Below are 21,695 nucleotides of genomic sequence, written 5' to 3'. Positions count from 1 at the left end.
GCCGATCCGAAAACGATCCAATTTGTGCGCTATAAAAAATGCGATATCTTCAAGAAATTGCATTTTATGAAAAAGAGGCTTGTTACTGCTCCCGATTGAGCCAGCGGAGCGTGAGTTCGCCGACGCGGTCTAGCCGCTGGCGCAGCACCGTACATTCTGGCAGGGCATCTACAAACATTTGGCCGTATCGCTTGGTGATGACGCGCTTGTCCAGGATGATGACTACCCCTTCGTCTGTGGTGCGCCGATTAAGACGGCCGAATCCTTGCCGAAAACGCAGCACCGCCTCTGGCACAGAATATTCAAAGAAGGCGTTGTCAAACGTCTCTGAACGAGCCGAAAAAACGGGGTCTGAGGGCACGTCGAACGGTAGCTTGGCAATGAGAACCGCTTGCAGCGCATCGCCCGGCACATCCACACCTTCCCAGAAGGAGCGCGTACCCAGCAGCACGGTACGGCCGTCTGGCCGCTTGAACTGCTCCAGCAACTGTTGACGCGACCCGCCGGACGTTTGGGCCAGGGTGGTGATGTCCGCATCTGCCAATGGTCCTTCAATTGCTTTGGCCGTCTGGTTAAGCTGGCTGTAGGCGGTAAAAAGCACCATCGTGCGCCCGCCCAGCGAGGTAGCCACGTCTACAATGGCATCTTCCAACATGCGCTGGTAGCCGGGTTGGTTGGGTTCGGGGATGTCTGTGACTAGGTAAAGTAGTGTCTGGTTTTTGTAATCGAACGGGGAGCCGACGGCCAGTTCGTCCACATCGTAGGCGTGCAGCCGCTCTCGGATGTAGGCGAAGTTGGCCTCTTCACGGGCGTCTGGTCCGGCTGTTCGCATAGTGGCAGAGGTGAGCACGACTGTTTCCAATGCCTCGAAGATGTTGTTTTGCACCAGTGGCCCCACATGCAGCGGCGCGGCGTGCAGTGAGATGCGCGTTTTGAATATCTCTACCCAGTAGATCATCTGGTTGTCTGGTTCTAAGATGATGCCATCCAGGTTGAGGCGGGTTTCTTCAAGGGAACGGCCGTTGCTCAACAAAGCCAGCTTCAAATCCTCACCATCTTCCACATCAAACTGCTCGGCGATGTCGTCCAGTCCTCCGGCCAGCTTGGCAAAGCCGTCCACAATACTGTGCAGGTGGCGGCTCAGGTTGTCCCAACTGAGTTCCACCTCATCAAAACCGGGCTGCACCCGCACTGCAGGCGTCAGACGAATTTGCTGGGCAAACTGGCTACGCTTGTTTTGCGCTTCCGACAAAAAATAGGTAAGCGTGGTAAAAAATTCATCCAGCCGAATCATTGCCGACTGCCCCTCACGGCGAATGCGGTTGATCATTTCAGCAAATTTAGTGGCGAAGTCGGGTGGCAGCGTGGCCTCTAACCGACTTTGCAAATCGGCTAGCAGCCCGCCGCGTTGCTTGGTCACGTCGTCCAGAATGGCTTCTAAAAAGCGTTTGTCGGCGCGGAAACTGAGGCCATCGGTAACGGCCGATTCCAAATGATGCGCCTCGTCCACAATCAGATCGTAAAATTGGGGCAGCACCATATGTTCGTTGGCTAAATCAGAAAGCAGCAGCGAATGGTTGACAATCACCAAATTTGCCAGCTCTGCCCGGCGTTTGGCTATGTGCAGCGGGCAATTTTCGGCCGCGCAATGGTCTGAGGAGCAAGAGGCGTTTTCTCCGTTCAGCCGCCCCCAGGCCAGCCGCTCCCCTGGCGTTCGCAGATTCAATTCGGCCACGTCGCCCGTTTGGGTGGTGGGTAGCCAAAGCAAAATGCGGGCATACAGAGCCATCTCGTCACCATTGCTGGGGCCGCTGTGGCGCATCTGCTGGAAGAGGCGGGTACAAACATAGTTGCGCTTCCCTTTGCGAACGGCCGCACGCAACTCAAAAGGCAGCACTTTTTGTAGTTCAGGAATATCTTTGCCGATGAGCTGATCTTGCAAATTGATAGTGTTGGTGGAGATGACGACGCGACGGCCGTTTTCCACCGACCAAAACGCAGCCGGAATGAGGTAAGCAATACTTTTGCCCGTCCCCGTGCCAGCCTCCACCATCACGTGCGCCCCATCGTTGAATGCGCCCACGACCGCATCCAGCATTTCTACCTGCTGCGGCCGGTACTCAAATGCGTCAAAAAGCTGGCTAAAATTGCCTCCCGGCTGGATCATGCTGGCCACCAAATCTGAGTCTAACATGTTGGGGTTTTCAGCCGGAACGGCTGCGCGCCCTTCCAGCTTGCCCGGAACAAACAGGCGTGGTAGCCGCCCGCGATGGCGCAGTTCCTTGCCCGCAAAGGCGGTGCGTACCCGCTCGGCCAAAATATCTTCAAAAAAGATCGTTTCTGGCCAGCCCAGCCGCTGCCCGGCTTCCACCAACTCATCAATTTGGCTCAGCTGAAGCTGCATAGCGCGTTCACGCAGTGCCAAAAATAGCTCCACCGTCTGCTCTGCGTCGTCCAAGGCGCGATGGGTTTGGGCGCCATGCGGATTGGGCAGCCCCAAATAGTTCACCAGCGATTCCAAATTAAACCGCCCCGCGTCTGGGAATAAAATGGAAGCGAGGGTAACGGTATCCAGCCGGTGGTTGCCTACGCCGAGTTGTTCAGCTTCCAAAAAGCCCAAATCGAAGCCGACGTTGTGCCCCACCAGCACATGGTCACCCAACTTGGGGCGCAGGTTGGAGCGCAGGGTAAACATGGTGGGTGCTTCATCTACCATGTCTTGGGTGATACCTGTAAGCTGGGTAATGAACGGCGGCACTGCCCGATGCGGATTCACCAGCGAGGAAAATTCATCCAAAATATCGTTACCGCGAAAGGTGATGGCGGCAACTTCGATGATGCTGTCAGTTTTGGGGTCTAGTCCGGTTGTTTCTACATCAATGGCTACGTAGGTGGTTGCACTCATAAAAAATCCAGTTTAGCTTGAAAAAGAAAAAATTATAGCACAGATTTTCTAAAGTCGAGGTGAAAATCGCCTACTTTTGGTTCCGTTAATATCTGGCTTCAATCCCCGACAGTGAATAAAATAACCGGATGGTTAAGACAATTCAACATTCATTCCTGCTTATAGCTTTGTTCATTCTGATAGCTGCTTTGGTTGCTTGTGGAGGTGAGACCACATCGGCTCCGGCCGGTAGTGCGGATTCGACATCGCCGACTGAAGTTGTTGCGGTGGAAACGGCCGTTCCTCCCACACAAGCCGCCACACCCACCCTACCGCCACCTGTTGTCCCCACCGTCACCCTGCCACCTCCGGCAGTGGTAAACGAAGACCCCACACCAACAAATACGCCGGAACCCACAGCTACACTAGAACCCGTTGCCATCTACTCCGCCGAGGATTTTGGCCCGGATCGCAATCCGCTGACTGGCGAACGCGTCGAAGATCCATCCGTGTTGGAAAGACGGCCGATTGCCATCAAAATCTCCAACAATCCGGCCAGCTACACGCGGCCGCAGCACGGCATTGGCCAGGCAGACATTGTGTTCGAGCATGTCACCGAGACCAATATCACTCGCTTCACCGCCATTTTTTACGGCCAAACGCCGCCCGACGTGGGCCCCATTCGCAGCGCGCGCCTCATTGACAAAGAGCTGCCCGCCATGTACGACGCTGCTATCTTCATGTCTGGTTCGCACCCGCTCATTTTGGATGCCATTGCCCAAAGTGACATTGGCGACCGTATCTACCGGGAGACGGCCACCGGCTTCTACCGCAAGGAAGATGACGATTCGATTCCATTTGAGCACACGCTTTTTGCTGATCCGGCTGGCTTGTGGGAGGCGGTTGAGTGGGGCAACGACAATCGCCCGCCCCGTTTTACCGCCACAATGGCTTTTGACACCACCCCGCCACCTGACGGTGAACCCGCCAGCTACGTGGAACTGCACTACTCAACCTGGTCTAAGGTGGTCTGGGAGTATGATGAGGCGGACGGCCGTTACTACCGCACGGTAGATGACGAAATCTTCATAGATGACAACAATGGCGAGCAAGTCAGTGCTGCCAACGTCATCATTCTCTATGCGCCGCACCACTTTGACCGCGAGATTTGCGTTTATCCCCGTGATGACGGCGGCTGTGACCTGCACACCACCGAAATCCAGATTTGGGGGCGTGGCTACGCCATGCTCATCCGCGACGGCCAAAAGTACGACGTCACCTGGCTGCGCCAAAACCGCAGCGATATGTTCACTTTCATTGATAGTGCCGGCAATCCTGTGCCGCTGCAAGTAGGCAACACCTGGTTCCAGGTCGTCCCCTTCTACTACGACGACCCCATCATTGAATAAGTGAAAGTTGACAGTCACTTCCAAAAGTGACTGTCAACTGGTTATTCCTCTTCATTAAGAGAACTATCATTGCGGAGGTTTTGGAAGGTGAGCTGCCAGCCGCCGCTGAAGCCGCTGGCGCATTTCTCAATTCGCAGCCCGCTCACTTCTGGACTACCGTCTGGCAAGCGCACCGTGTAAGAAATATCTGGCGACATTTCAAAATCGGCGTAGCCACGGCCGTTTTCGGGTTTGAATCCAGTAAAAAAGCGATCACGGCCGTTTTGCCACGTCACTTCAATCTCAATCCCCGGCAAATCATTCAAAAGTGCATCCAGCACGATGACCTCGATTCGCGTGATCGCTTCGTTGTCGCTACACAGGCGGGTTTGCTCGGTGAGGCGGTAGTTGGGCTGCGGCGTAGCTGTTGCTGGACTGGTCGCGGTGGGCGTGAGGGTGGGAACTGCCGTATACGTCGCCGTTGCTGCCGGTGGGGGGGTATTGGTTGGGGTTGTCACAATAGCAGGTGTGGGTGTGGGCTGGACAGTGCCAGCGGGCAGCGTGGGGGCAAAGAGGGCAATCGCCTGCCCCTGTGCGCCTAGTTGTCGAGCGACCACGGCCAGTTGTTCCAGCAGGGGAGCGGGGCGGTTTTGGCGAACGGCCGTTTCCAGCAAACCATTCACCGTCTCAGCTATATTCGGGTCTTCCAGAGCAGCCAAACGCTGCTGCGCCAGCGGCCAATTTTGGTTCACGGCGTAGCTCTGGCTCACCAAAATGATGTACTCTTCCTGATAGCGATCATTGAACCGGGCTGGGCTAGCATCGGTAAACACGACTGGGTCAACCACCCAGGCGTAATACAAGCCACCAACCAGCCCGATGACCAGGCTCAACAGCAGCCAGCCCGTGCTGCTGAGACGTCGCCAGATGGGTGGCGGTCTGCGACCTGGCTGCCTGCGAGGTTGGGGCGTCATGGCGTTGCCTCCGGCTCAGTGGGCAAATATGGATCCATCGCAGGTGTGTATTGGCCGATGTCATTAGCGAGCCGTGTCAGCCGCCGGATGGCTGCTTCATCCTCCTGCCGCAAAATCATTTCGATCAGCACCTGGAGCAAATAGGCTTCGCCATCTTCCCCCAAGTCCGCAATGCGTTCCTGGGCTAGCGCCAGATTGTTGTCTAGGGCATATCCATCGGCAATAAGCTGCACGTAATCGCGTCGGTATCGATCTTCCAGCACGGTAGGATTGGCATCGGTGAACTCAGTTGGCCAGAAAACCCAGCCAATCGCCAACCCCAGGCCAACGCCAATGGCCAATCCGAGCAAAATGAAGATGGGGGTGGGTAGACGGTTCATAAATTCACATAAAAAGAGGGCTGCCCGTACTGGTGCAGCCCTCTGAATTTGCCCTGCCCCTGTGCGGAGCTTATAATCCAGCGACTTTGCTGGAAACTCATCCTTTTGCGGGATGACCAGTGCCGAAGGTGGGAATCGAACCCACACTCCCGAAGGAACACGAGTTTGAGTCGTGCGCGTCTGCCAGTTCCGCCACTTCGGCCAATTTTCAGGACGTGCGGGAGTATAAATCAGGCTGTTTTTTCTGTCAATATGGATGAAGAGAAGCTAATCGCGCAGGCGAAAAAAGGGGACGTGCAGGCGTACAATGGGCTGGTTTTGCATTACCAGCAGATTGTGTACAACGTTGCCTATCGTATTATGGGTGAGCCGCAGTCGGCAGAGGATGCAGCGCAAGAGGCGTTCATCCGGGCGTACAAGTCGCTGAACAAGTTTCAGGGGGGGAACTTCAAGGCATGGTTGCTGCGTATTACCACCAATGGTTGCTACGATGAGCTTCGTCGTCGCAAGCGTCGTCCCCAATCTTCTTTGGAAGGCATTACAGAAGATAATACCGAATCGTTTGCCTTTTTGCGTGACCCAGCTATTGGGCCAGAGCAGCGGCAGCAGCAGTTGGAACTGGTACAAGCTATCGAGGAGTGTTTGCAAAATTTACCGGACGATCAGCGGGTAACGGCCGTTCTATGCGACGTTGAAGGGTACGATTACGGTTCGATTGCAGAGATGACAGAAGTATCACTCGGCACCGTCAAATCTCGCGTTAGCCGCGCCCGATCCAAGCTGCGCGACTGTTTGCAGGGGTTTAGGGAACTTTTGCCGGCGAACTATCGTTTACAGGGTGAATAACAGTTTAAGAGTATGCAAGTGGCAAGTATGCGAGTAGCAAGTGAAATCAATGACTTGCAAACTCGCACACTTGCAAACTTGCCACCTAAAATGAAATGTTTGATTTTTTGCGGAACTTAACGAAATCGGCCGAGGAGAAGCGGCAGGAAACCATCACAGCGTATGTGGATGGGTTGCTGGACGGCCGTTCCCGGCAGCAGTTTGAGCAAGAAATGGCTCAAGATGACGGGCTGCGCCAGGAAGTGGCGCAGCTTCAGCTCATCAAGCAGAGCTTGCGCCAGTTGCCACAGCGAGAGGTACCGCGAAACTTCATTTTGGATCCGGCTGAATTTAGCCGTCCGCCAGCCCGCCAGCCGTGGGTGCAGGCGTACCCCGTGTTACGTGCAGCGACGGCGATGGCCGCTTTCTTCTTCATTTTTGCGCTGGCGGCAGGTGCCTTTACCAACTTTGGTATGAGTGCCGAGCCTGCATTGGCACCGGCGGCAGATATGGCCCAAGTTGAAGAGAGTGCTGTTGATGAAGCTGTAGAATCTTTGGCGTTTGAGGCCGAAGTGGTGGAAGAGGCCGAAGAAATGGAGATGGCTGAAGAGGATAGTGCGGAGGCGGCCGATGAAGAAATGCCCGCCGAGGCAGAGATGATGGAAGATGAAGCGATGACGGAAGTCACTGCCGAAGAATTTGCCGAGGAGTCGGCAGACGATACAGGGGATGAAACGGCAGAGGAGACTGCGGCGACAGAAGTGCCTGCTGCCGATGCTTTGCAAGGAAATGCGGCTGAAGATGGCGAACTGCCTGGGTCGGAGGCAACGGCCGTTGCCTCTGCATCTTCCACGCCAGCACCAACGGCCACTGTTTCAACCTTGCCGCGCGTCACGCCGCCCACGCCCCTGCCAGACCGCGTTACAGAAGACAGCGATGTTGCCGATAATGCGGTGGCCGATGCACCTGAGTCTGTGGTTGAGGATGAGGCAGAAGCTGTTGAGAGTACGGCCGTTCCCCCTGAAGAAGATTTGCAAAACGTCACCGACAACACGCCAGCTAACCCTCTGCCATGGTTGCAAATTGGCCTGGGCGGGCTGTTGCTCCTGCTGCTTGGCCTCACTTTCTACGCTCGCCGCCAAAGATGATATGTAAGGGCGAACCGCCGGGTCGTCCTTACCACAATCGACATGACGCCCACCTCTGCTCCCGAAAATGTGAAATTTTGCAGCCGCTGCGCCACACCGATGGAAACGCGCACCGTTGCCGACAAGCCGCGCCGGGTTTGCCCTGGCTGCGGCTTTATTCATTTCACCGACCCCAAGGTGGGGGTGGGCGTGTTTGTGGTGCATGAGGGCAAAATCCTGCTGGTGCGCCGCACCATGTACCCGGCAATTGGCAAATGGAGCATTCCGGCCGGTTTTTTGGATGCAGGGGAGAATCCGGAGGAAACGGCCGTGCGCGAAGCCCTTGAAGAAACGAATTTGCACGTTGCCATCGAGGAGTTGGTGGGCGTGTACCAAAATCCCCCAGAGCAGGGGGGTGCATCCATTTTCATCATGTACAAAGCGCGGCTGCTGGGTGGGGAGATTCAGGCGGGGGATGACGCGGATGCGGCGGCTTTCTTTGCCCCGGACGACTTGCCCGAAATCGCTTTTGCTTCCACCCGCGCCGCCATCAATCAACTCAAAGCCCAAATTATGCAAAAATAATCTCAACTAGAGGAGTAGGCATCCTCAGATCCCCAACCGTTCGCATCTGAGGATGCTCACTCCTCGCAATGCCGCTGTGGTACAATTGGGGCATGAAGATTCAGCAGTTGTCAGACCAACTTGCCTCGCAGATTGCTGCCGGAGAAGTGGTGGAACGGCCGTCCTCAGTCGTGAAGGAACTGGTGGAAAATGCCATTGATGCTGGTGCCACCAGTATCAACATTGACGTGCGCCAGGGTGGGCGGGAGAGCATCCAAATTGCCGACAATGGGATGGGGATCGCTACTGAGGAGATCGAGACCGCCTTTTTACGTCACGCCACTTCCAAATTATCCTCAATCGAAGATTTGAACGCCATTCGCACGCTGGGCTTTCGTGGCGAGGCGTTGGCGGCGATTTCGGCCGTAAGCCAAGTGACGATTGTTTCTCGCGCTGAAGGCGCCGATGCCGGAACCCGCCTTGTCCTGGAAGCGGGGGTGGTGGTGAATCGAGAGAGGGTTGGTGCGCCGCAAGGCACGGTTATTGTCGTAGAAAACCTTTTTTACAACGTGCCTGCTCGCCTGAAATTCCTAAAAACGGCCGCTACCGAAAAGCGGCTTATTGATGAATTCGTTACCAGGTATGCGCTGGCTTATCCACAGATTCGCTTTCGGCTGACGCACAACGGCCGTATCACTTTCCAAAGCAGCGGCAGTGGCCAGGTGCGGGATGTGCTGGTGGCGATTTATGGGCCAGAAATAGCCCGGCAACTTTTGGAGATTGGAGACCAGAGATTAGAGGCTGAAAGCGAGAGTTCTAGTCTCCAGTCTCCAGCCTCCGATTCACGGTCATCCATTCAAGTCACCGGTTTTGTTGGCTCGCCCGGTGTTCATTTTGCCAACCGGGGGCAGATTACACTGTTTGTGAACGGCCGTTGGATCAAAGATACGCAGCTCACCTACGCTGTCATCCAGGCGTACCACACGCTGCTGCCGTCGGGGCGGTATCCGCTGGGGCTTATTTTTATGCAGCTGCCGCCGGAAGATGTAGATGTGAATGTGCATCCCACCAAGACGGAGGTGCGCTTCCGGCAGGGCAAAGCGCCATTTGGCACCGTGCAGCGAGCCGTGCGCCAAACGCTAGTGGCCGATGCCCCCACGCGGCAAATGTCGGCCTGGGCGTTGGGCAGCAACGATGGCGACTCGCCTGGCTGGATGGGTGCGCTCAACCCGGAGGCGTTCATCGGCGGCGGTGGTGAGCAGGCGGATTTGGCCTTGAGTTGGCTAGACGAGACAGATTCGCAAGATGGCATGGATGGCACTTTGCCGCTGCCCGAACCGGAAGGCGAAACTGAATCCCAACTGCCGATTATGCGCGTGGTGGGGCAGGTCGGTGCCTCTTACATCATCACCGAGGGGCCGGAGGGGATGTTTTTGATTGACCAGCAGGCGGCGCACCAGCGGGCACTGTTTGAGCAGCTACAGACAGAGTGGGCAGCAGACAATGTGACGGTGCAGACGCTTTCGACGGGAACGGCCGTTACCCTCTCAGAAACGCAAGCCAAATTAGTGGAACAATTTCAGGAAGCCGTGGCGCGGGTGGGGGTACAGTTTGAGGCGTTTGGGCCCAACACGTTCATGGTGCGGGCGGTGCCTAAAATTGCCGCCAGTGCCGATCCGGCTCGGCTGCTCATTTCTGTGGCAACGGAGCTAGAGCAAAGTAAGGGTGTTGTGGAAGAGGCGGGGTTGGTAACGGCCGTTTGCCAAACCATCTCCCTACGTCCGGGCCAATCGCTGACGCTGGCACAGATGGAGCAGCTCATCCGCAATCTGGAAAAATGTGCCGATCCCTTCACGGATCTCCACGGGAAGCCAACCTTTATTTATCTTTCGGTGGCGCAGTTGGCAAGGGAATTCGGCCGTATTTAGATTGATGCGTGAAACGTGATTCAAGTTTTGTCACGTTTCACGCTTCACGACCCGCTAATTTAATCACCAAGGAGGATTATGGTTCACACGCTTTTTTACCGATTTGGAGTGGCACTTTTTATTGGTGTTTTGGTGGGTCTCCAGCGCGAAGCCGATGCAGACGATGAGGCTGATCGCTCGCGCAAGATATTTGCCGGGATACGCACCTTTGCCTTGCTAAGTTTGGCTGGCTGTACGGCCGCTTTTGTGGCAAATGAGTTAGGGCAGCCGTGGGCATTTATTGGCATCTTCCTGTTGCTGGGGATGCTCATTACGGCCGCTTACGTCATCACCGGAACGCGCGGCAGCGTGGGCATGACCACAGAAGTAGCGGCCGTCATTGTGGTGCTGGCCGGTGCGCTCTGCTTTTGGGATCAATTGGAAATCGCAGTGGCCTTGGGCGTGGTAACCACGGCACTGCTCTCGTTTAAATTGGAGCTTCATGGCTTTGCGGCACGCCTTACCCGCGAAGATATTGTGGCTACGCTGAAGTTTGCCATCATTACGGCCATTATCTTGCCTGTTTTGCCCAATCAATCGTTTGGCCCACCGCCGCTGGATGTGCTAAATCCGTACAAAATTTGGCTAATGGTGGTGCTTATCTCTGGCATTAGCTTTTTGGGATATGTGCTGATCAAGCTGGTTGGGTCGCGCCAGGGCATTGGGTTAACGGGCTTTTTGGGAGGATTGGTTTCGAGTACGGCCGTTACCCTCAGTTTCGCACAGCGCAGCCAAAAGGAAGCACAGTTGGCCAAGCCATTTGCGTTGGCAATTCTCATTGCCTGGACAGTGATGTTTGTCCGTGTTTTAGTGGAGGTTGCCGTTACCAATATGCCTTTATTAGGCGTTGTGTGGTTACCCGTTGCGGCGGCTGGGCTTGCAGGTTTAGCCCATGGTGCCTATCTTTATTTTGCGCCGCGTAATGCAGAAGCGGGTGGCGTGGCGGTTTCCAATCCCTTTGAGCTAGGACCAGCTATTACGTTTGGTTTGCTGTATGGGGTGATTTTGCTGGCAGCGCGAGCGGCACAGCATTATTTCGGCGATACGGGCGTTTATCTTTCCAGCATTTTATCGGGGTTGGCAGATGTTGATGCCATTACCTTGTCTATGGCGGAGCTAAGTAACAGCGGCAATTTGGAACTGCCCACAGCCGCACGCGCTATCGTGCTGGCTGCAATGTCTAACACCGTGGTGAAGGGGGGTATCGTGCTGGCTAGCGGCTCACAGGCATTGCGGCGGGCGTTGCTGCCTGGCTTTTTGCTCATTTTGGCGGTGGGCATTACGCTGTCATTTCTTTTATGATTTTGACGGCCGTTTCCCCCACGCTCAACTCACTCCCAGAATCCAGCACAGAGGTTTTTACATAGCCTAGTCCAACTGTGCCGTGAGGCCCAACGGCCGCCGATGTGACCGTCCCTGCATTTTTACCATTCGCCTGAAGGTCGCTGCCAGCTTCCAATGGTTCATCGGCGGTGAGCTGCACCAGCTTTTTGGCCAGCTTGCCCCGGCTTTCCATGCGGGCGATGATCTCTTGCCCGATGTAACATCCTTTGTTGAACGATACATCTCCCCACAAATTGGCCTCCAGCGGAATGTAATCGGCGGTCAGTTCACGGCCAAAGCGGGGTAGTCCTGCCTCAATGCGTAAATAGTCAAAAGCGGCCGTGTCTGCCACTGTCAAACCAGCGTCCAGTAGTCGCTGCCACAGCGCATCTTTGTCTTTACGCTCACCCATCACAAAGTAGCCGTCGCCGTGAATGGGGTCGGTGCGGTGCAGGTAAGCCGTCATGTTGCCAAACTTAACCTGCCGCCAATGGTGCAGCGGCAAATCTTCATCGGGGAAGCCTGCGGCGACCACTTTTTGCCGCGCCTGTGGGCCATAAACACCAAAAATCACGGTATCATTGCTCACGTCCTGAATATGAAAATCATCCTGAAAGAAGACGAAGCGCATCAGGTAGCGGGCGATGTTGTCGCTGTTGTTCTCGCTGGTGAGGGCATAAACTTTGCTGTTGGTGGCGTACAGTAGCAGCCGGTCTATGATACGGCCGATGTCGGTGGTGAGAATGGTAGCCGTGCCTTCTCCTTTGGCCATCGTTAGCACTTTTTGGGTAGACATGCGGTTGATCAGGTCAAAGCGGGTTTCGCCGCTGAAAATAAGTACGCCGAGATCGCTGCGGTTGGTGAGTACGGCCGTTTCCCGCGCCGCCTGATACACATTTAATTCAATTTGCGAAGTTGTCATTCGGTTCATCCTTAGGCATAAGCGAAATCATCACATCGTTGGTAGGCGCTTGCCATTTTGCGGCCAGTGCTTCCACCTGTGGCAGGTAGCGCAGTTCATGTTCGTAGGTGAGTTGGGCAATGAGATCGGCCAGGGAACGGTTTTTAAGCCAGGAAAAGTGTCCTTTTTTGCTTAGCTGCTTTTCAGAGAATTCCTCTAGCCACTCTTCCACCTGCACCCGCACCTGGGGTAAATCATCAAAAACGCGATCCAGATCACGATCTTTGTTTTCTTGGTAGCGCAGACGGCCGTATTCCTCCGCGTTGTTCAGGGCAGCTAGCAATCGCCCCGGTTTTTTACCCTGCGAAATTCGCAGCAACCCGGTAACTAGCTCAGATTCCCAGACCGTTTGCTGCACCAATAAATCCGCAACGGACCAATCACCAACCGTGTTTGGTTCTAAAAGTGCTTCATCCGGCAGTTCGTCCAGGGCAACGAGCAATCGTTCCCGAGAACTGTCCAGCGCATCTAAAAGCTGCTCCATTTTTGTACTCATAATTATTCCCTGCTCTTGCAAAAATCGGGTGCATTTTAACATGAGCCGCATTGAATTTGCAGAAAATTGCGGCAATTTGGTGCAGGATTAACGTAGTTCATATGAAAACCTTCATGTGAAGACGGCCGTATCTGCGACCCACCTGTGACATCTATCACCTTATATCTGTGATACTCCACTGTCTCTCATTGTAGAGTTATCCGCTAAACTAAAAGTTGCAAACTTACAAGAAGATAAAAAAATCTGTCCAATTATGTGTGAACTCAGTATAATGTGGCACGAGAAAACCGTTATACAACACGCAAAACAGATAATTTGGAAATCTAATTGAATGAGTGACAGCAATTCATCGGCATTGCCTCTACCTTCCCATGAAAATAGTAATTCCCCTGGCGGATACCAGGAAGTGAAGTGGGAAGTCGTGGCCAGGATGCCAGGCATTACTCCTGCAACCATCGTGGCCGGACGGCTAAAAGCGGAAGGAATTCCGGTGCGCGTTTGGCAAGAAGGGGCTGGGCAAGCGTTGGGCTTAACGGTGGGGCTGCTAGGCACAGGCTACGTAGCTGTGCCTGAACAGTTTGCTGAGCGTGCGCTGACGATCCTTGAAGAAGACGCTTCGGACGCACTTGATGAACAGTTTGACGATTTTGACGAAGCTGAATTCTAGAGAAGAAGTTCAACTTTTACCAAAAGTTGAACTTCTGATGAACTGCATAAATCCTAAAAAGGAGCATTGAGTTATGGCAGATACGACCTGGACAAACACAGGCGAAGAGGAACTTTTTTCAACCAAAAGCAACCGACTCAAGTTTGTGGTAGGCGGCGTGCTTCTGGTTGCGGCCATTGTTTATTTGGTGGTGAATGCCATGAGCGGCAACACCCAGCTTTACAAAACGGTTGGCGAATTTTACGCCGAGCAAGATCGGCTCGTGGGGCGCGATTTGCGCGTGGCGGGTTTTGTGATTGGGGATTCGATTGAGTTTACCCAGATTGATGCGACCACCACTCGGCTGGAGTTCGATATTGTGGATGATCTCAATAATCCCGGTCAGCGGCTGCACATTGTGGCCATGAATGAGCCAATGCCCGACCTTTTACAGCACGAAGCGCAGGCGCTGGTTGAAGGCAGCGCCAACGAAAATGGGGAGTTTATCACCAACTCTGGTGGCTTGTTGCTCAAATGCCCCACGCGCTACGAAGAGCTAGACCCGTCTGAGCATCCTGATAATGTTGAACGTCCTGTGAATTAGACTCGTATTGCGTGTTGCGTATTCCGTTTTTCTACGCAATACGCACTATTTCTTTGGAAGAGAGAAATGATTCCTGATCTTGGTTATCTTGCGCTGATTTTTGCTTTGGCAGCGGCCGTTTTTGCAGCAGGGGCGGCTTATTACGGCCGTTCCACTAACCAACCCCGCTGGACAGAAAGTGCCCGCAATGCCACCATCTCTACCTTACCCCTCATAACTATTGCTTGCGGGCTTTTGATTTACTCATTGCTCACCGACGATTTCTCTGTGGAGTACGTTTGGCGCGTGAGCAGTATTGAAATGCCCACCTACCTGAAAGTGACCGCCTTGTGGGGAGGGCAGGCAGGTTCCTTGCTGTTTTGGAATCTGCTTCTGGCCGCCTTTACGGCTTCTGCCATGGCTAGAAATTGGGTTAAGCATCAAGAGCTGATGCCCTATGCCATTATGGTGGCTAGCTTTACCCAAATCTTCTTCATTGCCATTTCTGTATTTATAGAGAATCCATTTGCCCGCATTGCTGTGATACCGCCAGACGGCAACGGCCTGAACCCGCTGCTGCGTCATCCCGGCATGATTATTCACCCGCCGATGCTCTATTTGGGCTTTGTGGGTTTTACTATTCCTTACGCCTTTGCCATGTCGGCACTGATTACGGGCAAGCTGGATGATGTGTGGATCAAGATTACGCGCCGCTGGACGCTGGTGGCCTGGCTATTTTTGAGCCTGGGGCTGATTCTGGGCGGCCGTTGGGCTTACGACGTGCTGGGCTGGGGTGGCTACTGGGCGTGGGACCCGGTGGAAAATGCCTCCTTTATGCCCTGGTTGGCAGGCACGGCCTTCCTCCATTCAGTCATGATTCAGGAAAAGCGGAATATGTTCAAAATGTGGAATATGTTCCTGATTGTTTTGACATACTGTTTGGTGATCTTCGGCACGTTTATTGTGCGTAGCGGCGTTATCTCCTCGGTGCATTCTTTTGCACAGTCGGCGATTGGGCCGCTGTTTTTTGGCTTCATGGCCATTATGTTTGTTTTTTCAGTCTACTGGATGCTCAATCGGCGAGGTGATTTGAAATCTGTAAACAAATTGAATTCGCTGCTCTCGCGTGAGGCGGCCTTTTTGTATAACAATTTCCTCTTCCTGGCGATTTTGGTGATTGTGTTCTTGTTCACCAATTACCCCATTATTTCTGAACTGTTCACTGGTGAGAAGGGGTTTGTGGGGCCACCTGTGTATGAGCAAGCGCTGGGGCCGCTCTTTTTGCTGCTGGTGCTGCTGATGGGCGTGGCGCCGTTAACAATGTGGTATCGCTCTAGCGCCCAGCGCATTGGCATGTCGTTGCGCTGGCCTGCGCTGGCGGCGTTGCTGGTTGTGGTGGTGCTGTTTGCCTTTAATATTCGCGGCTGGGGAGCCTTGTTGGGCTTTTGGGTGGTTTCTTTCTCGCTTTTCCTAACGCTGCTGGAGTTTTGGAAGGGAACGCGAGCCCGCATGAAGCGCGGCGAAAATGTGTTTGCCGCCTTTTCCAATTTGATGGCGCGGAATCGGCGGCGGTATGGGGGCTACTGGATTCATCTGGGCGTGATCGTGATGGCCTTTGGCATCATTGGCGTGGAGATTTTCCAAGAGCAGACGCAGATTCGGCTGTCGGTGGGTGAAACGGCAACGTTAGGTCGCTATGAGATGACGTTCCTGGGCGCAACGCGCTATCCGGGGCCGGATGATTTGCTGATTACTGAGGCGACGGTGGATGTGTATGACAACGGCCGTTTCGTAGGCCAACTAAATCCGCGTACCGAACTGTACACCCGCACCAACCAACCCATGACCATTCCCAATGCCCGTTCAACAGTGGCTGAAGATTTTTATGTGCTGATGATCAACTGGGAACCCACCTCGGCCGATGAAGCAACTTTCCGTATCTATTTGAATCCGTTGATTAACTGGGTGTGGGCGGGTGGCTTCATTTTTGTGTTGGGGACACTCATTGCTGCCTGGCCAGACCCGTCGGCCCAGCGTGCTTTGGCCAGACGGCCGCGCGTAGCGACTGCACCGACGGACTAAGTTAGAGTGCTTAGAGGCAACTATTAACCCTGTCGTTCCTGTGAAGGCAGGAATCCAATTATGGATACCCGCCTTCGCGGGTATGACATCCGAAGAGGCTTAGTAGTGACGATTAGAGGTTAATTGTGTTCAAAATTTTGCATAAACGTTATTGGGGAACGGCCGTCTTGCTGCTGCTAGGTGCGTTGTTGCTAGCAACACCCGTGCTGGCTCAGGATACCGTTGTTACCGATAACGAAGTGAATGAAGTTGCCAAAGATCTGTTCTGCCCCGTGTGTGAAAGTACGCCGCTCGACGTCTGCCCCACCCAGGCATGTGCCGATTGGCGCGAGCTTATTCGGGAGCAGTTGGCAGAAGGGCAATCGCCCGAAGAAGTACAGGCTTACTTTGCCCGGCAATATGGAGATGGCGTTTTGGCCAACCCGCCCAAGCAAGGGTTTAATTTGATTTTGTGGTTGTTGCCCGTGGTGGCAATCGTTCTGGGCGGTTTCTTTTTTAGCCGCTACATGCGAACATTGCGTACCTCGGCGGCTGGCGTGGCAGAAGATTTGGAAGCCGAAGGTGCAGAAGCCGTTCAGCCACCCATTGCCCAGGACGATTACAAGGCCAGATTAGAGGCGGAATTACGCAACAGGTAAAAGAAATATTATGAGCGATCTAACGACAGATTCAGCAGATTCAGTTGAAAAATCTGATGCCCCAAAAAGTTCTCGCAGCCTGACCAGCATTATTGTTTGGGTGCTAGTGATTGGCCTGCTGGCAGTGCTAGGTTGGGGTCTGGTGCAAAGCAGCGCTCCCCGACCCGAAGCTGGGGAACAAGCACCCGCCTTTGAAGTGGAATTTTTTGAAGGGTATGAGTGGAACGGCAAAACGGCCGCTTCGCTTGATGACATGAACGGCCAAATTGTGGTGATGAACTTTTGGGCATCCTGGTGCGTAGAGTGCCGCGTGGAGACAGATGAACTGGAAGCCGCCTGGCTGAAATACGCCGACCAAGGCGTCGTTTTTGTGGGCGTAGCCTACTCCGACGTAGAGCCAAACTCCATTGCCTACATGGAAGAGTTTGCCGTCACCTTCCCCCACGCCCCTGATCTTGGTACACGCATTTCTAATGATTACGAAATTACCGGCGTGCCGGAAACATTTATTATTGATCAAAATGGCGAGATTGCTTACGTGCAGATTGGCCCCATCAGCAGCAGCACGCTCGATTCCGTCATTGGCCAGCTTTTGGCCCAGGGAGGATAGGCGTTGGCGACTGGTTCAATTTTGTTGGGGATTGCCCTGCTGGTGCTGACGGGTTTGTTCATTGCCCGCCCCTTTTTACGCCCTCAAGATGAGGAACGAGAGCTAACGGCATATCAGCTTCTTTTGGAAGAGAAGGAACTGTTGCTGGATCAGATTCATGCGCTCGATTTTGACCACGAGACGGGCAAAATCCCTACTGAAGTGCATGAAATTCAGCGTACCCGGTTGGTGGAAGCGGCAACGGCCGTACTCAAAGCAATTGATGAGGCCAGTGGTGAGGCTGTTCCGGCAACGGCCGTTACAGACAGCGTAGATGTAGACATCGAAATTGAGGCTGCCATTGCCCGGATTCGGCAGCAGCGTCGCCAAAAGGGTGCCGCACCCGCGCCGGCTGTGCCCGCTACCAATGGCCAGACCCGCTTTTGCCCGCAGTGCGGCACGCCAACCGACCTCGGTGACCGATTTTGTGCCAACTGCGGCCACAACCTGACGCTCAAAAATTCAACACAAACTGCGTGAGTGATGATGAAGAATAATAAATTGACGAATTCAGCAAACATTAGTTTGCTGCTGATTTTAGTTGCCGTTGCGCTGGCTGCCATTGGGTTTATGCTGCGGCCAACGGCAACTACGGCAGCGCAAGATGTCCCGCTGCCCATTGCTCCGCCCGATGCGGCGGCTGGCCTGGCCATCTACAATGAACGCTGTTCGGTTTGTCATGGTGAATTGGGGGATGGTTTAGGCGTTCAGGCTGTTCAGGCAGGGTTAGAGCCAGCCGCATTTTCTAATCCCAGCTACCGGGTAACGGCCGTACCCGCCACCATGTTCGATGTGATCAACAACGGCAACATTAGTGCCGGGATGCCGCCTTTTGGCAGCGCCAGCAGCAGCCCGCTTAACGACGCCGACATCTGGAATTTGGTAGCGTTGGCTTACAGCTTTAGCACCCGACCTGATGATATTGCTGCTGGCGAGGCACTCGCTGCCGAATTAGAAGCCGATACAACGACCTGGCCCGGGCTGGATTACTGGTTTGGCCGCAGCAACGAAGCGATTTTGGCAGAGCTGGAAAGCGAAAATATTTTGAGCATAGACGTGAGTGGCCTGAGTGATGAAGAAAAATTGTGGTTGATTGATTACGGCCGTTCCCTCAACTATAGCTACACCGACCCGCTGGCTGCCTTTGCCCCCGTGCCGCTAGGCATTATTAACGGACAAGTGATCAACGGCACCACCAATGAGGCACTCACTGAAGGCGAAGTGCGGCTGCGTGCCTTCACCACCCAGCTAGAAGAGATGTACACAGAAACAGTGTCCATCAACGAAGATGGCAGCTTTGAATTTCAGCTAGAAGATGTACCCGCCGATTGGGTCTTTTTGGCCGATGTGACCTATGGCGATCTCACCTTCAACAGCAATGCGGTGCAACTTTCTAATGCCCAGCCAGAAGCCCAAATGCCGCTTTTTGTATTTGAGACAACCGCCGACCCCGCTGCCATCACCATTGATCGGCTGCACATGATTTTCACCTTTGGCGAAGAGCGGCTGATTGTGTCGGAACTGTATGTGTTTAGCAATCGGGAAGCGGCCGTTTTCGTGGGAGAAAGCGGCGATTTTAACCAGGGTACGGTAGAGATTGGCTTGCCAACAGGGGCTGAAAATATTAGCTTCCAGCGCGGCTTTGGCACCTCGCTAGATAGCTTCATCCCCGCCACCGATTTCATCCGCACAGAGACAGGCTGGGCGGATGTTAACCCGCTGCAACCCGGTGCTGGCAGCTTGAACCTGATAGTAAATTATGATTTGCCCTACAACGATGGCATGTTGCTGGCGCATCCACTGGCGTACCAGGTTACTAGCGGTGCAACGGTCATTATGGCCGATGCGGGCGTGCAAATTGCGGATGAGCGTTGGGTATCGCAAGGGGAGCAGGCCACGGCAGGCGGCTCGTTTGTAAGTTATGTCAACAACGATCTGGCCAACGCCGATGCCATTAGCCTGACGCTAGACGGCCGTCCCTCCCAAATCTTTGACGCGCAAGGGAATGCCCTGCCGGTACGCAACGAAACCAACGAGCTGATTGTAGGCGGCGCGGCGCTGGCCGGGATGCTGGCTGTGGGCTTCTTTCTGGTGCAGCGTTGGCGCACGGCGCCCGTGGGGCAGGGCAGCGCAGGTTCCGTAAGCCAGCCTGCTGCCGCTCCGCCGCGCCCGGTCAGCGCAAATAGGTCGCAAAAGCACGATTTGCTGGAAGCGATTGCAGATTTGGACGATGCTTACGATGCTGGGGAGCTGGACGAAGCTGCGTATCAAACTCAACGGCAGGCGTTGAAATCTCGGTTAACGGCCGTTTGGCAATCGTAAAAATTTACTGAAATGTGACAGTCACTTTCAAAGTGACTGTCACATGAGCGCAAACTATGTACAAATTTGTCACCATTTACCGCCGCGTAGACGATGAGCTGATGCTGGAGCAATTCTTCAACCAGACCCACCTGCCACTGGCGGAGCAGCTACCGGGGCTGGTGCGGCGTGAAGTAAGCCGCATTTCCCACAAGCCCGGCGGCGAATCCCGCTTCCACCTCATGTTTGAGCTGTACTTCAAATCGAAGCTGAGTTTTGAGGCGGCGATGGCTACCCCCATCGGCATCCAGCTCATCGAGGATCTGAAGCCGTGGGCAGAGGCCAAAATCATCACCTGGTTTTTTGCCGACGCCTTTACGGAAGACAGTGAACAGTAAACGGTTATCGGTAATTAGTTTGGTACGCTTTTCCACTGATTACTGACCCACTGATTACCGATTACTGCTCTATCGGTCACTGACCCCCTCCGCTTTCGACAGGGGCGATAGGAATAAAGGTTTGGTAGGCGAGTGGTCGGTAGACAAATAATTCGGCCGAGGCTGTGTCGCCGCGCATTCCCCCTACTGCATAAATGTTTGTCTCGATGTAAGTGATGCCTAAATGGGCCCAGCTAGGTAGGTCAGTTAGCTGCGGTGTGTTTACCACAGACCATTGATCAGTATCTGGGTTGTAGGATTCGCTGTAGGGTATTGGCTCCTCACCAAACGCACCCCCACCGAAAAGGTACAGTTTGTTGAACAGTCCCGCCGCACTGGCTCCAGCGCGCGGGAGGAGCGTGTCGGCACAGGTATGCCAACGGCCGTCAATTTCGCTGCCCTCATCGCTGGGGGTTGCGGGGTCAAAATAGGCGCATGCGGTCAACGGCCGTTCTCCATCGTACCCGCCAACCACATAAAGCTGTCCCTTGATTACGCCTCCCGCCACAAAGGCACGCGCCGTGGGCATGGTGGGCAAAATTTGCCAACTGCTGTTGGCTGGGTCGAAGCGGTACGCATCTGCCAGATAGTTTTGCCCATCCCAGCCACCAAACAGATAAATGAAGCTGCCATCTGAGAGCGTTAAGCCGCCAGAAACGGCCGTTGGCAACGGCGTGGTCACGCGCCAGCTATCGTTGGCCGGGCTGTACACCTCCACAATGTTGGTGGGTTGGCCATCTGGCAGGCGGCCACCGGGTACGTAAATTTCGCCAAACAGCTCTGCCCCGGTAATGTCGGAAACGGCCGTTGGCTTGGGTGCGCCGGGTCGCCAAACCAGTTCAGACGTGTCCAAAATAGAGACATCGTTGGTGACACCCTCTTCACCTTCGCCGCCAATGAGGTACAAATTGAGGCCACTGCCCACAAGCGCCATGTTGCTCCTGGGGCTAGGCAGCGGGCGACTTTGCAGCCAATCGTCCGTAATTGGAGTTTCTGTAAAGCGCTGCGGAGTTGGTGTGGGTGTTACGGCACCTTCTGTGGTAAATGCTTGAATGGCTAAAACGACAACGACCAGCAAAATCAACGTGAGACCGGCAAAACCAACCCATCGGGGAAAGAAAGCCGGGCGGGATGGCGTGGCATCGGGGGTTAGTTGCGGGGTGGAAACGGCCGTTTCTACAATGGTTTCTTGGGTTTTTTCTTCTGAGGATGATTCGAGGGTTGTTGGTTCTGGCTCGGTGTTAATCCCTTCTAAAACGACAATCCCTTGCTGTAGGGCAACAGTGGCGGCCTCAGTGCGGGAACTTACATCCAGCTTGGTGTAAATATTGCGTAGATGGACTTTAACCGTATTTTGACTAATGGTTAACGTTGCAGCAATTTCTTTATTACCGGCACCGTTAACAACACATTGTAAGACTTCCAGTTCCCGGTCACTTAGCGCATCACCTTTTTCAGCCATGAGCAAAA

General features: G+C 54.2%; 20 protein-coding genes and 1 tRNA gene. 14 read left to right on the top strand and 7 right to left on the bottom strand.

Annotated features, from left to right (window positions below):
* Window positions 1-82 precede the first annotated feature (82 nt).
* Window positions 83-2,905 (bottom strand): helicase C-terminal domain-containing protein, encoded by a 2,823-nt coding sequence (locus tag ACOQPM_RS07895; protein WP_420628700.1) that lies wholly within the window; start codon window positions 2,903-2,905, stop codon window positions 83-85.
* Between the two features lie 128 nt (window positions 2,906-3,033).
* On the opposite strand from ACOQPM_RS07895, the gene ACOQPM_RS07890 reads away from it, so the two are divergent.
* A complete protein-coding gene (locus tag ACOQPM_RS07890; RefSeq protein ID WP_420628699.1) occupies window positions 3,034-4,293 on the top strand; it encodes a DUF3048 domain-containing protein in 1,260 nt (419 codons plus the stop codon).
* A gap of 41 nt (window positions 4,294-4,334) precedes the next feature.
* Here the strand turns inward: ACOQPM_RS07890 and ACOQPM_RS07885 are convergent, their stop codons facing one another.
* From ACOQPM_RS07885 to ACOQPM_RS07875, 3 genes are all read right to left on the bottom strand, one after another.
* Window positions 4,335-5,246, bottom strand: coding sequence for a hypothetical protein (locus ACOQPM_RS07885; protein WP_420628698.1), 912 nt, complete (start codon window positions 5,244-5,246; stop codon window positions 4,335-4,337).
* Window positions 5,243-5,626, bottom strand: a complete 384-nt coding sequence (locus ACOQPM_RS07880; RefSeq protein WP_420628697.1) for a hypothetical protein — start codon at window positions 5,624-5,626, stop codon at window positions 5,243-5,245. The genes ACOQPM_RS07885 and ACOQPM_RS07880 overlap by 4 nt, the downstream gene beginning before the upstream one ends.
* Before the next feature lie 120 nt (window positions 5,627-5,746).
* Window positions 5,747-5,828 (bottom strand) — tRNA-Leu (locus ACOQPM_RS07875).
* A 50-nt stretch (window positions 5,829-5,878) separates the two neighbouring features.
* On the opposite strand from ACOQPM_RS07875, the gene ACOQPM_RS07870 reads away from it, so the two are divergent.
* The 5 genes from ACOQPM_RS07870 to ACOQPM_RS07850 all read left to right on the top strand — a co-directional run bounded on the left by ACOQPM_RS07870 (window position 5,879) and on the right by ACOQPM_RS07850 (window position 11,411).
* A complete protein-coding gene (locus ACOQPM_RS07870) occupies window positions 5,879-6,472 on the top strand; it encodes an RNA polymerase sigma factor (protein WP_420628696.1) in 594 nt (197 codons plus the stop codon).
* Window positions 6,473-6,567: 95 nt separating this feature from the next.
* The gene (locus tag ACOQPM_RS07865; RefSeq protein ID WP_420628695.1) at window positions 6,568-7,599 is read left to right on the top strand and encodes an anti-sigma factor family protein; all 1,032 of its coding nucleotides are present in this window, start codon (window positions 6,568-6,570) and stop codon (window positions 7,597-7,599) included.
* A gap of 42 nt (window positions 7,600-7,641) precedes the next feature.
* Window positions 7,642-8,163, top strand: coding sequence for an NUDIX hydrolase (locus ACOQPM_RS07860; RefSeq protein ID WP_420628694.1), 522 nt, complete (start codon window positions 7,642-7,644; stop codon window positions 8,161-8,163).
* A 68-nt stretch (window positions 8,164-8,231) separates the two neighbouring features.
* Entirely contained in the window at window positions 8,232-10,070 is a 1,839-nt protein-coding gene (gene mutL, locus ACOQPM_RS07855) for a DNA mismatch repair endonuclease MutL (protein ID WP_420628693.1), read from the top strand.
* A gap of 78 nt (window positions 10,071-10,148) precedes the next feature.
* Entirely contained in the window at window positions 10,149-11,411 is a 1,263-nt protein-coding gene (locus ACOQPM_RS07850; RefSeq protein WP_420628692.1) for an MgtC/SapB family protein, read from the top strand.
* Here the strand turns inward: ACOQPM_RS07850 and ACOQPM_RS07845 are convergent.
* Both ACOQPM_RS07845 and ACOQPM_RS07840 read right to left on the bottom strand, forming a co-directional pair.
* Window positions 11,389-12,354, bottom strand: coding sequence for a YgfZ/GcvT domain-containing protein (locus ACOQPM_RS07845; RefSeq protein WP_420628691.1), 966 nt, complete (start codon window positions 12,352-12,354; stop codon window positions 11,389-11,391). The two genes, ACOQPM_RS07850 and ACOQPM_RS07845, sit on opposite strands and share 23 nt — an antisense overlap.
* Complete coding sequence (locus ACOQPM_RS07840; RefSeq protein WP_420628690.1) at window positions 12,335-12,889, bottom strand: ClbS/DfsB family four-helix bundle protein; 555 nt, start codon at window positions 12,887-12,889, stop codon at window positions 12,335-12,337. The genes ACOQPM_RS07845 and ACOQPM_RS07840 overlap by 20 nt, the downstream gene beginning before the upstream one ends.
* A gap of 331 nt (window positions 12,890-13,220) precedes the next feature.
* Here ACOQPM_RS07840 and ACOQPM_RS07835 point away from each other — a divergent pair, with 331 nt between their 5' ends.
* The 8 genes from ACOQPM_RS07835 (at window position 13,221) to ACOQPM_RS07800 (ending at window position 20,186) form a co-directional block, all read left to right on the top strand.
* A complete protein-coding gene (locus ACOQPM_RS07835; RefSeq protein ID WP_420628689.1) occupies window positions 13,221-13,556 on the top strand; it encodes a putative signal transducing protein in 336 nt (111 codons plus the stop codon).
* 73 nt (window positions 13,557-13,629) lie between these two features.
* A complete protein-coding gene (locus tag ACOQPM_RS07830; protein WP_420628688.1) occupies window positions 13,630-14,139 on the top strand; it encodes a cytochrome c maturation protein CcmE in 510 nt (169 codons plus the stop codon).
* Window positions 14,140-14,205: 66 nt separating this feature from the next.
* A complete protein-coding gene (locus tag ACOQPM_RS07825) occupies window positions 14,206-16,200 on the top strand; it encodes a heme lyase CcmF/NrfE family subunit (protein WP_420628687.1) in 1,995 nt (664 codons plus the stop codon).
* 125 nt (window positions 16,201-16,325) lie between these two features.
* Entirely contained in the window at window positions 16,326-16,838 is a 513-nt protein-coding gene (locus ACOQPM_RS07820; RefSeq protein ID WP_420628686.1) for a cytochrome c-type biogenesis protein, read from the top strand.
* 10 nt (window positions 16,839-16,848) lie between these two features.
* Entirely contained in the window at window positions 16,849-17,448 is a 600-nt protein-coding gene (locus tag ACOQPM_RS07815) for a TlpA family protein disulfide reductase (RefSeq protein ID WP_420628685.1), read from the top strand.
* A 3-nt stretch (window positions 17,449-17,451) separates the two neighbouring features.
* On the top strand, window positions 17,452-17,967 hold the full coding sequence (locus ACOQPM_RS07810; RefSeq protein ID WP_420628684.1) for a zinc ribbon domain-containing protein: 516 nt from the start codon (window positions 17,452-17,454) through the stop codon (window positions 17,965-17,967).
* A 21-nt stretch (window positions 17,968-17,988) separates the two neighbouring features.
* Window positions 17,989-19,809, top strand: a complete 1,821-nt coding sequence (locus ACOQPM_RS07805) for a c-type cytochrome (protein WP_420628683.1) — start codon at window positions 17,989-17,991, stop codon at window positions 19,807-19,809.
* Window positions 19,810-19,865: 56 nt separating this feature from the next.
* Complete coding sequence (locus tag ACOQPM_RS07800; RefSeq protein WP_420628682.1) at window positions 19,866-20,186, top strand: EthD family reductase; 321 nt, start codon at window positions 19,866-19,868, stop codon at window positions 20,184-20,186.
* 76 nt (window positions 20,187-20,262) lie between these two features.
* Here ACOQPM_RS07800 and ACOQPM_RS07795 read toward each other — a convergent pair whose 3' ends face one another.
* The gene (locus ACOQPM_RS07795; protein WP_420628681.1) at window positions 20,263-21,687 is read right to left on the bottom strand and encodes a Kelch repeat-containing protein; all 1,425 of its coding nucleotides are present in this window, start codon (window positions 21,685-21,687) and stop codon (window positions 20,263-20,265) included.
* Between the last annotated feature and the right edge of the window lie 8 nt (window positions 21,688-21,695).

Origin of the sequence: Candidatus Leptofilum sp., assembly GCF_965223525.1 — a bacterium.
Lineage (GTDB): Bacteria > Chloroflexota > Anaerolineae > Promineifilales > Promineifilaceae > Leptofilum.
This window is presented reverse-complemented; position numbering and strand designations above follow the sequence as displayed.

Bases quoted from the DNA above. Each gene is read 5' to 3' on its own strand.
- ACOQPM_RS07895 (WP_420628700.1), bottom strand. From the start codon at position 2,905: ATGAGTGCAACCACCTACGTAGCCATTGATGTAGAAACAACCGGACTA.
- ACOQPM_RS07890 (WP_420628699.1), top strand. From the start codon at position 3,034: ATGGTTAAGACAATTCAACATTCATTCCTGCTTATAGCTTTGTTCATT.
- ACOQPM_RS07885 (WP_420628698.1), bottom strand. From the start codon at position 5,246: ATGACGCCCCAACCTCGCAGGCAGCCAGGTCGCAGACCGCCACCCATC.
- ACOQPM_RS07880 (WP_420628697.1), bottom strand. From the start codon at position 5,626: ATGAACCGTCTACCCACCCCCATCTTCATTTTGCTCGGATTGGCCATT.
- ACOQPM_RS07870 (WP_420628696.1), top strand. From the start codon at position 5,879: ATGGATGAAGAGAAGCTAATCGCGCAGGCGAAAAAAGGGGACGTGCAG.
- ACOQPM_RS07865 (WP_420628695.1), top strand. From the start codon at position 6,568: ATGTTTGATTTTTTGCGGAACTTAACGAAATCGGCCGAGGAGAAGCGG.
- ACOQPM_RS07860 (WP_420628694.1), top strand. From the start codon at position 7,642: ATGACGCCCACCTCTGCTCCCGAAAATGTGAAATTTTGCAGCCGCTGC.
- mutL (WP_420628693.1), top strand. From the start codon at position 8,232: ATGCCGCTGTGGTACAATTGGGGCATGAAGATTCAGCAGTTGTCAGAC.
- ACOQPM_RS07850 (WP_420628692.1), top strand. From the start codon at position 10,149: ATGGTTCACACGCTTTTTTACCGATTTGGAGTGGCACTTTTTATTGGT.
- ACOQPM_RS07845 (WP_420628691.1), bottom strand. From the start codon at position 12,354: ATGACAACTTCGCAAATTGAATTAAATGTGTATCAGGCGGCGCGGGAA.
- ACOQPM_RS07840 (WP_420628690.1), bottom strand. From the start codon at position 12,889: ATGAGTACAAAAATGGAGCAGCTTTTAGATGCGCTGGACAGTTCTCGG.
- ACOQPM_RS07835 (WP_420628689.1), top strand. From the start codon at position 13,221: ATGAGTGACAGCAATTCATCGGCATTGCCTCTACCTTCCCATGAAAAT.
- ACOQPM_RS07830 (WP_420628688.1), top strand. From the start codon at position 13,630: ATGGCAGATACGACCTGGACAAACACAGGCGAAGAGGAACTTTTTTCA.
- ACOQPM_RS07825 (WP_420628687.1), top strand. From the start codon at position 14,206: ATGATTCCTGATCTTGGTTATCTTGCGCTGATTTTTGCTTTGGCAGCG.
- ACOQPM_RS07815 (WP_420628685.1), top strand. From the start codon at position 16,849: ATGAGCGATCTAACGACAGATTCAGCAGATTCAGTTGAAAAATCTGAT.
- ACOQPM_RS07800 (WP_420628682.1), top strand. From the start codon at position 19,866: ATGTACAAATTTGTCACCATTTACCGCCGCGTAGACGATGAGCTGATG.
- ACOQPM_RS07795 (WP_420628681.1), bottom strand. From the start codon at position 21,687: ATGGCTGAAAAAGGTGATGCGCTAAGTGACCGGGAACTGGAAGTCTTA.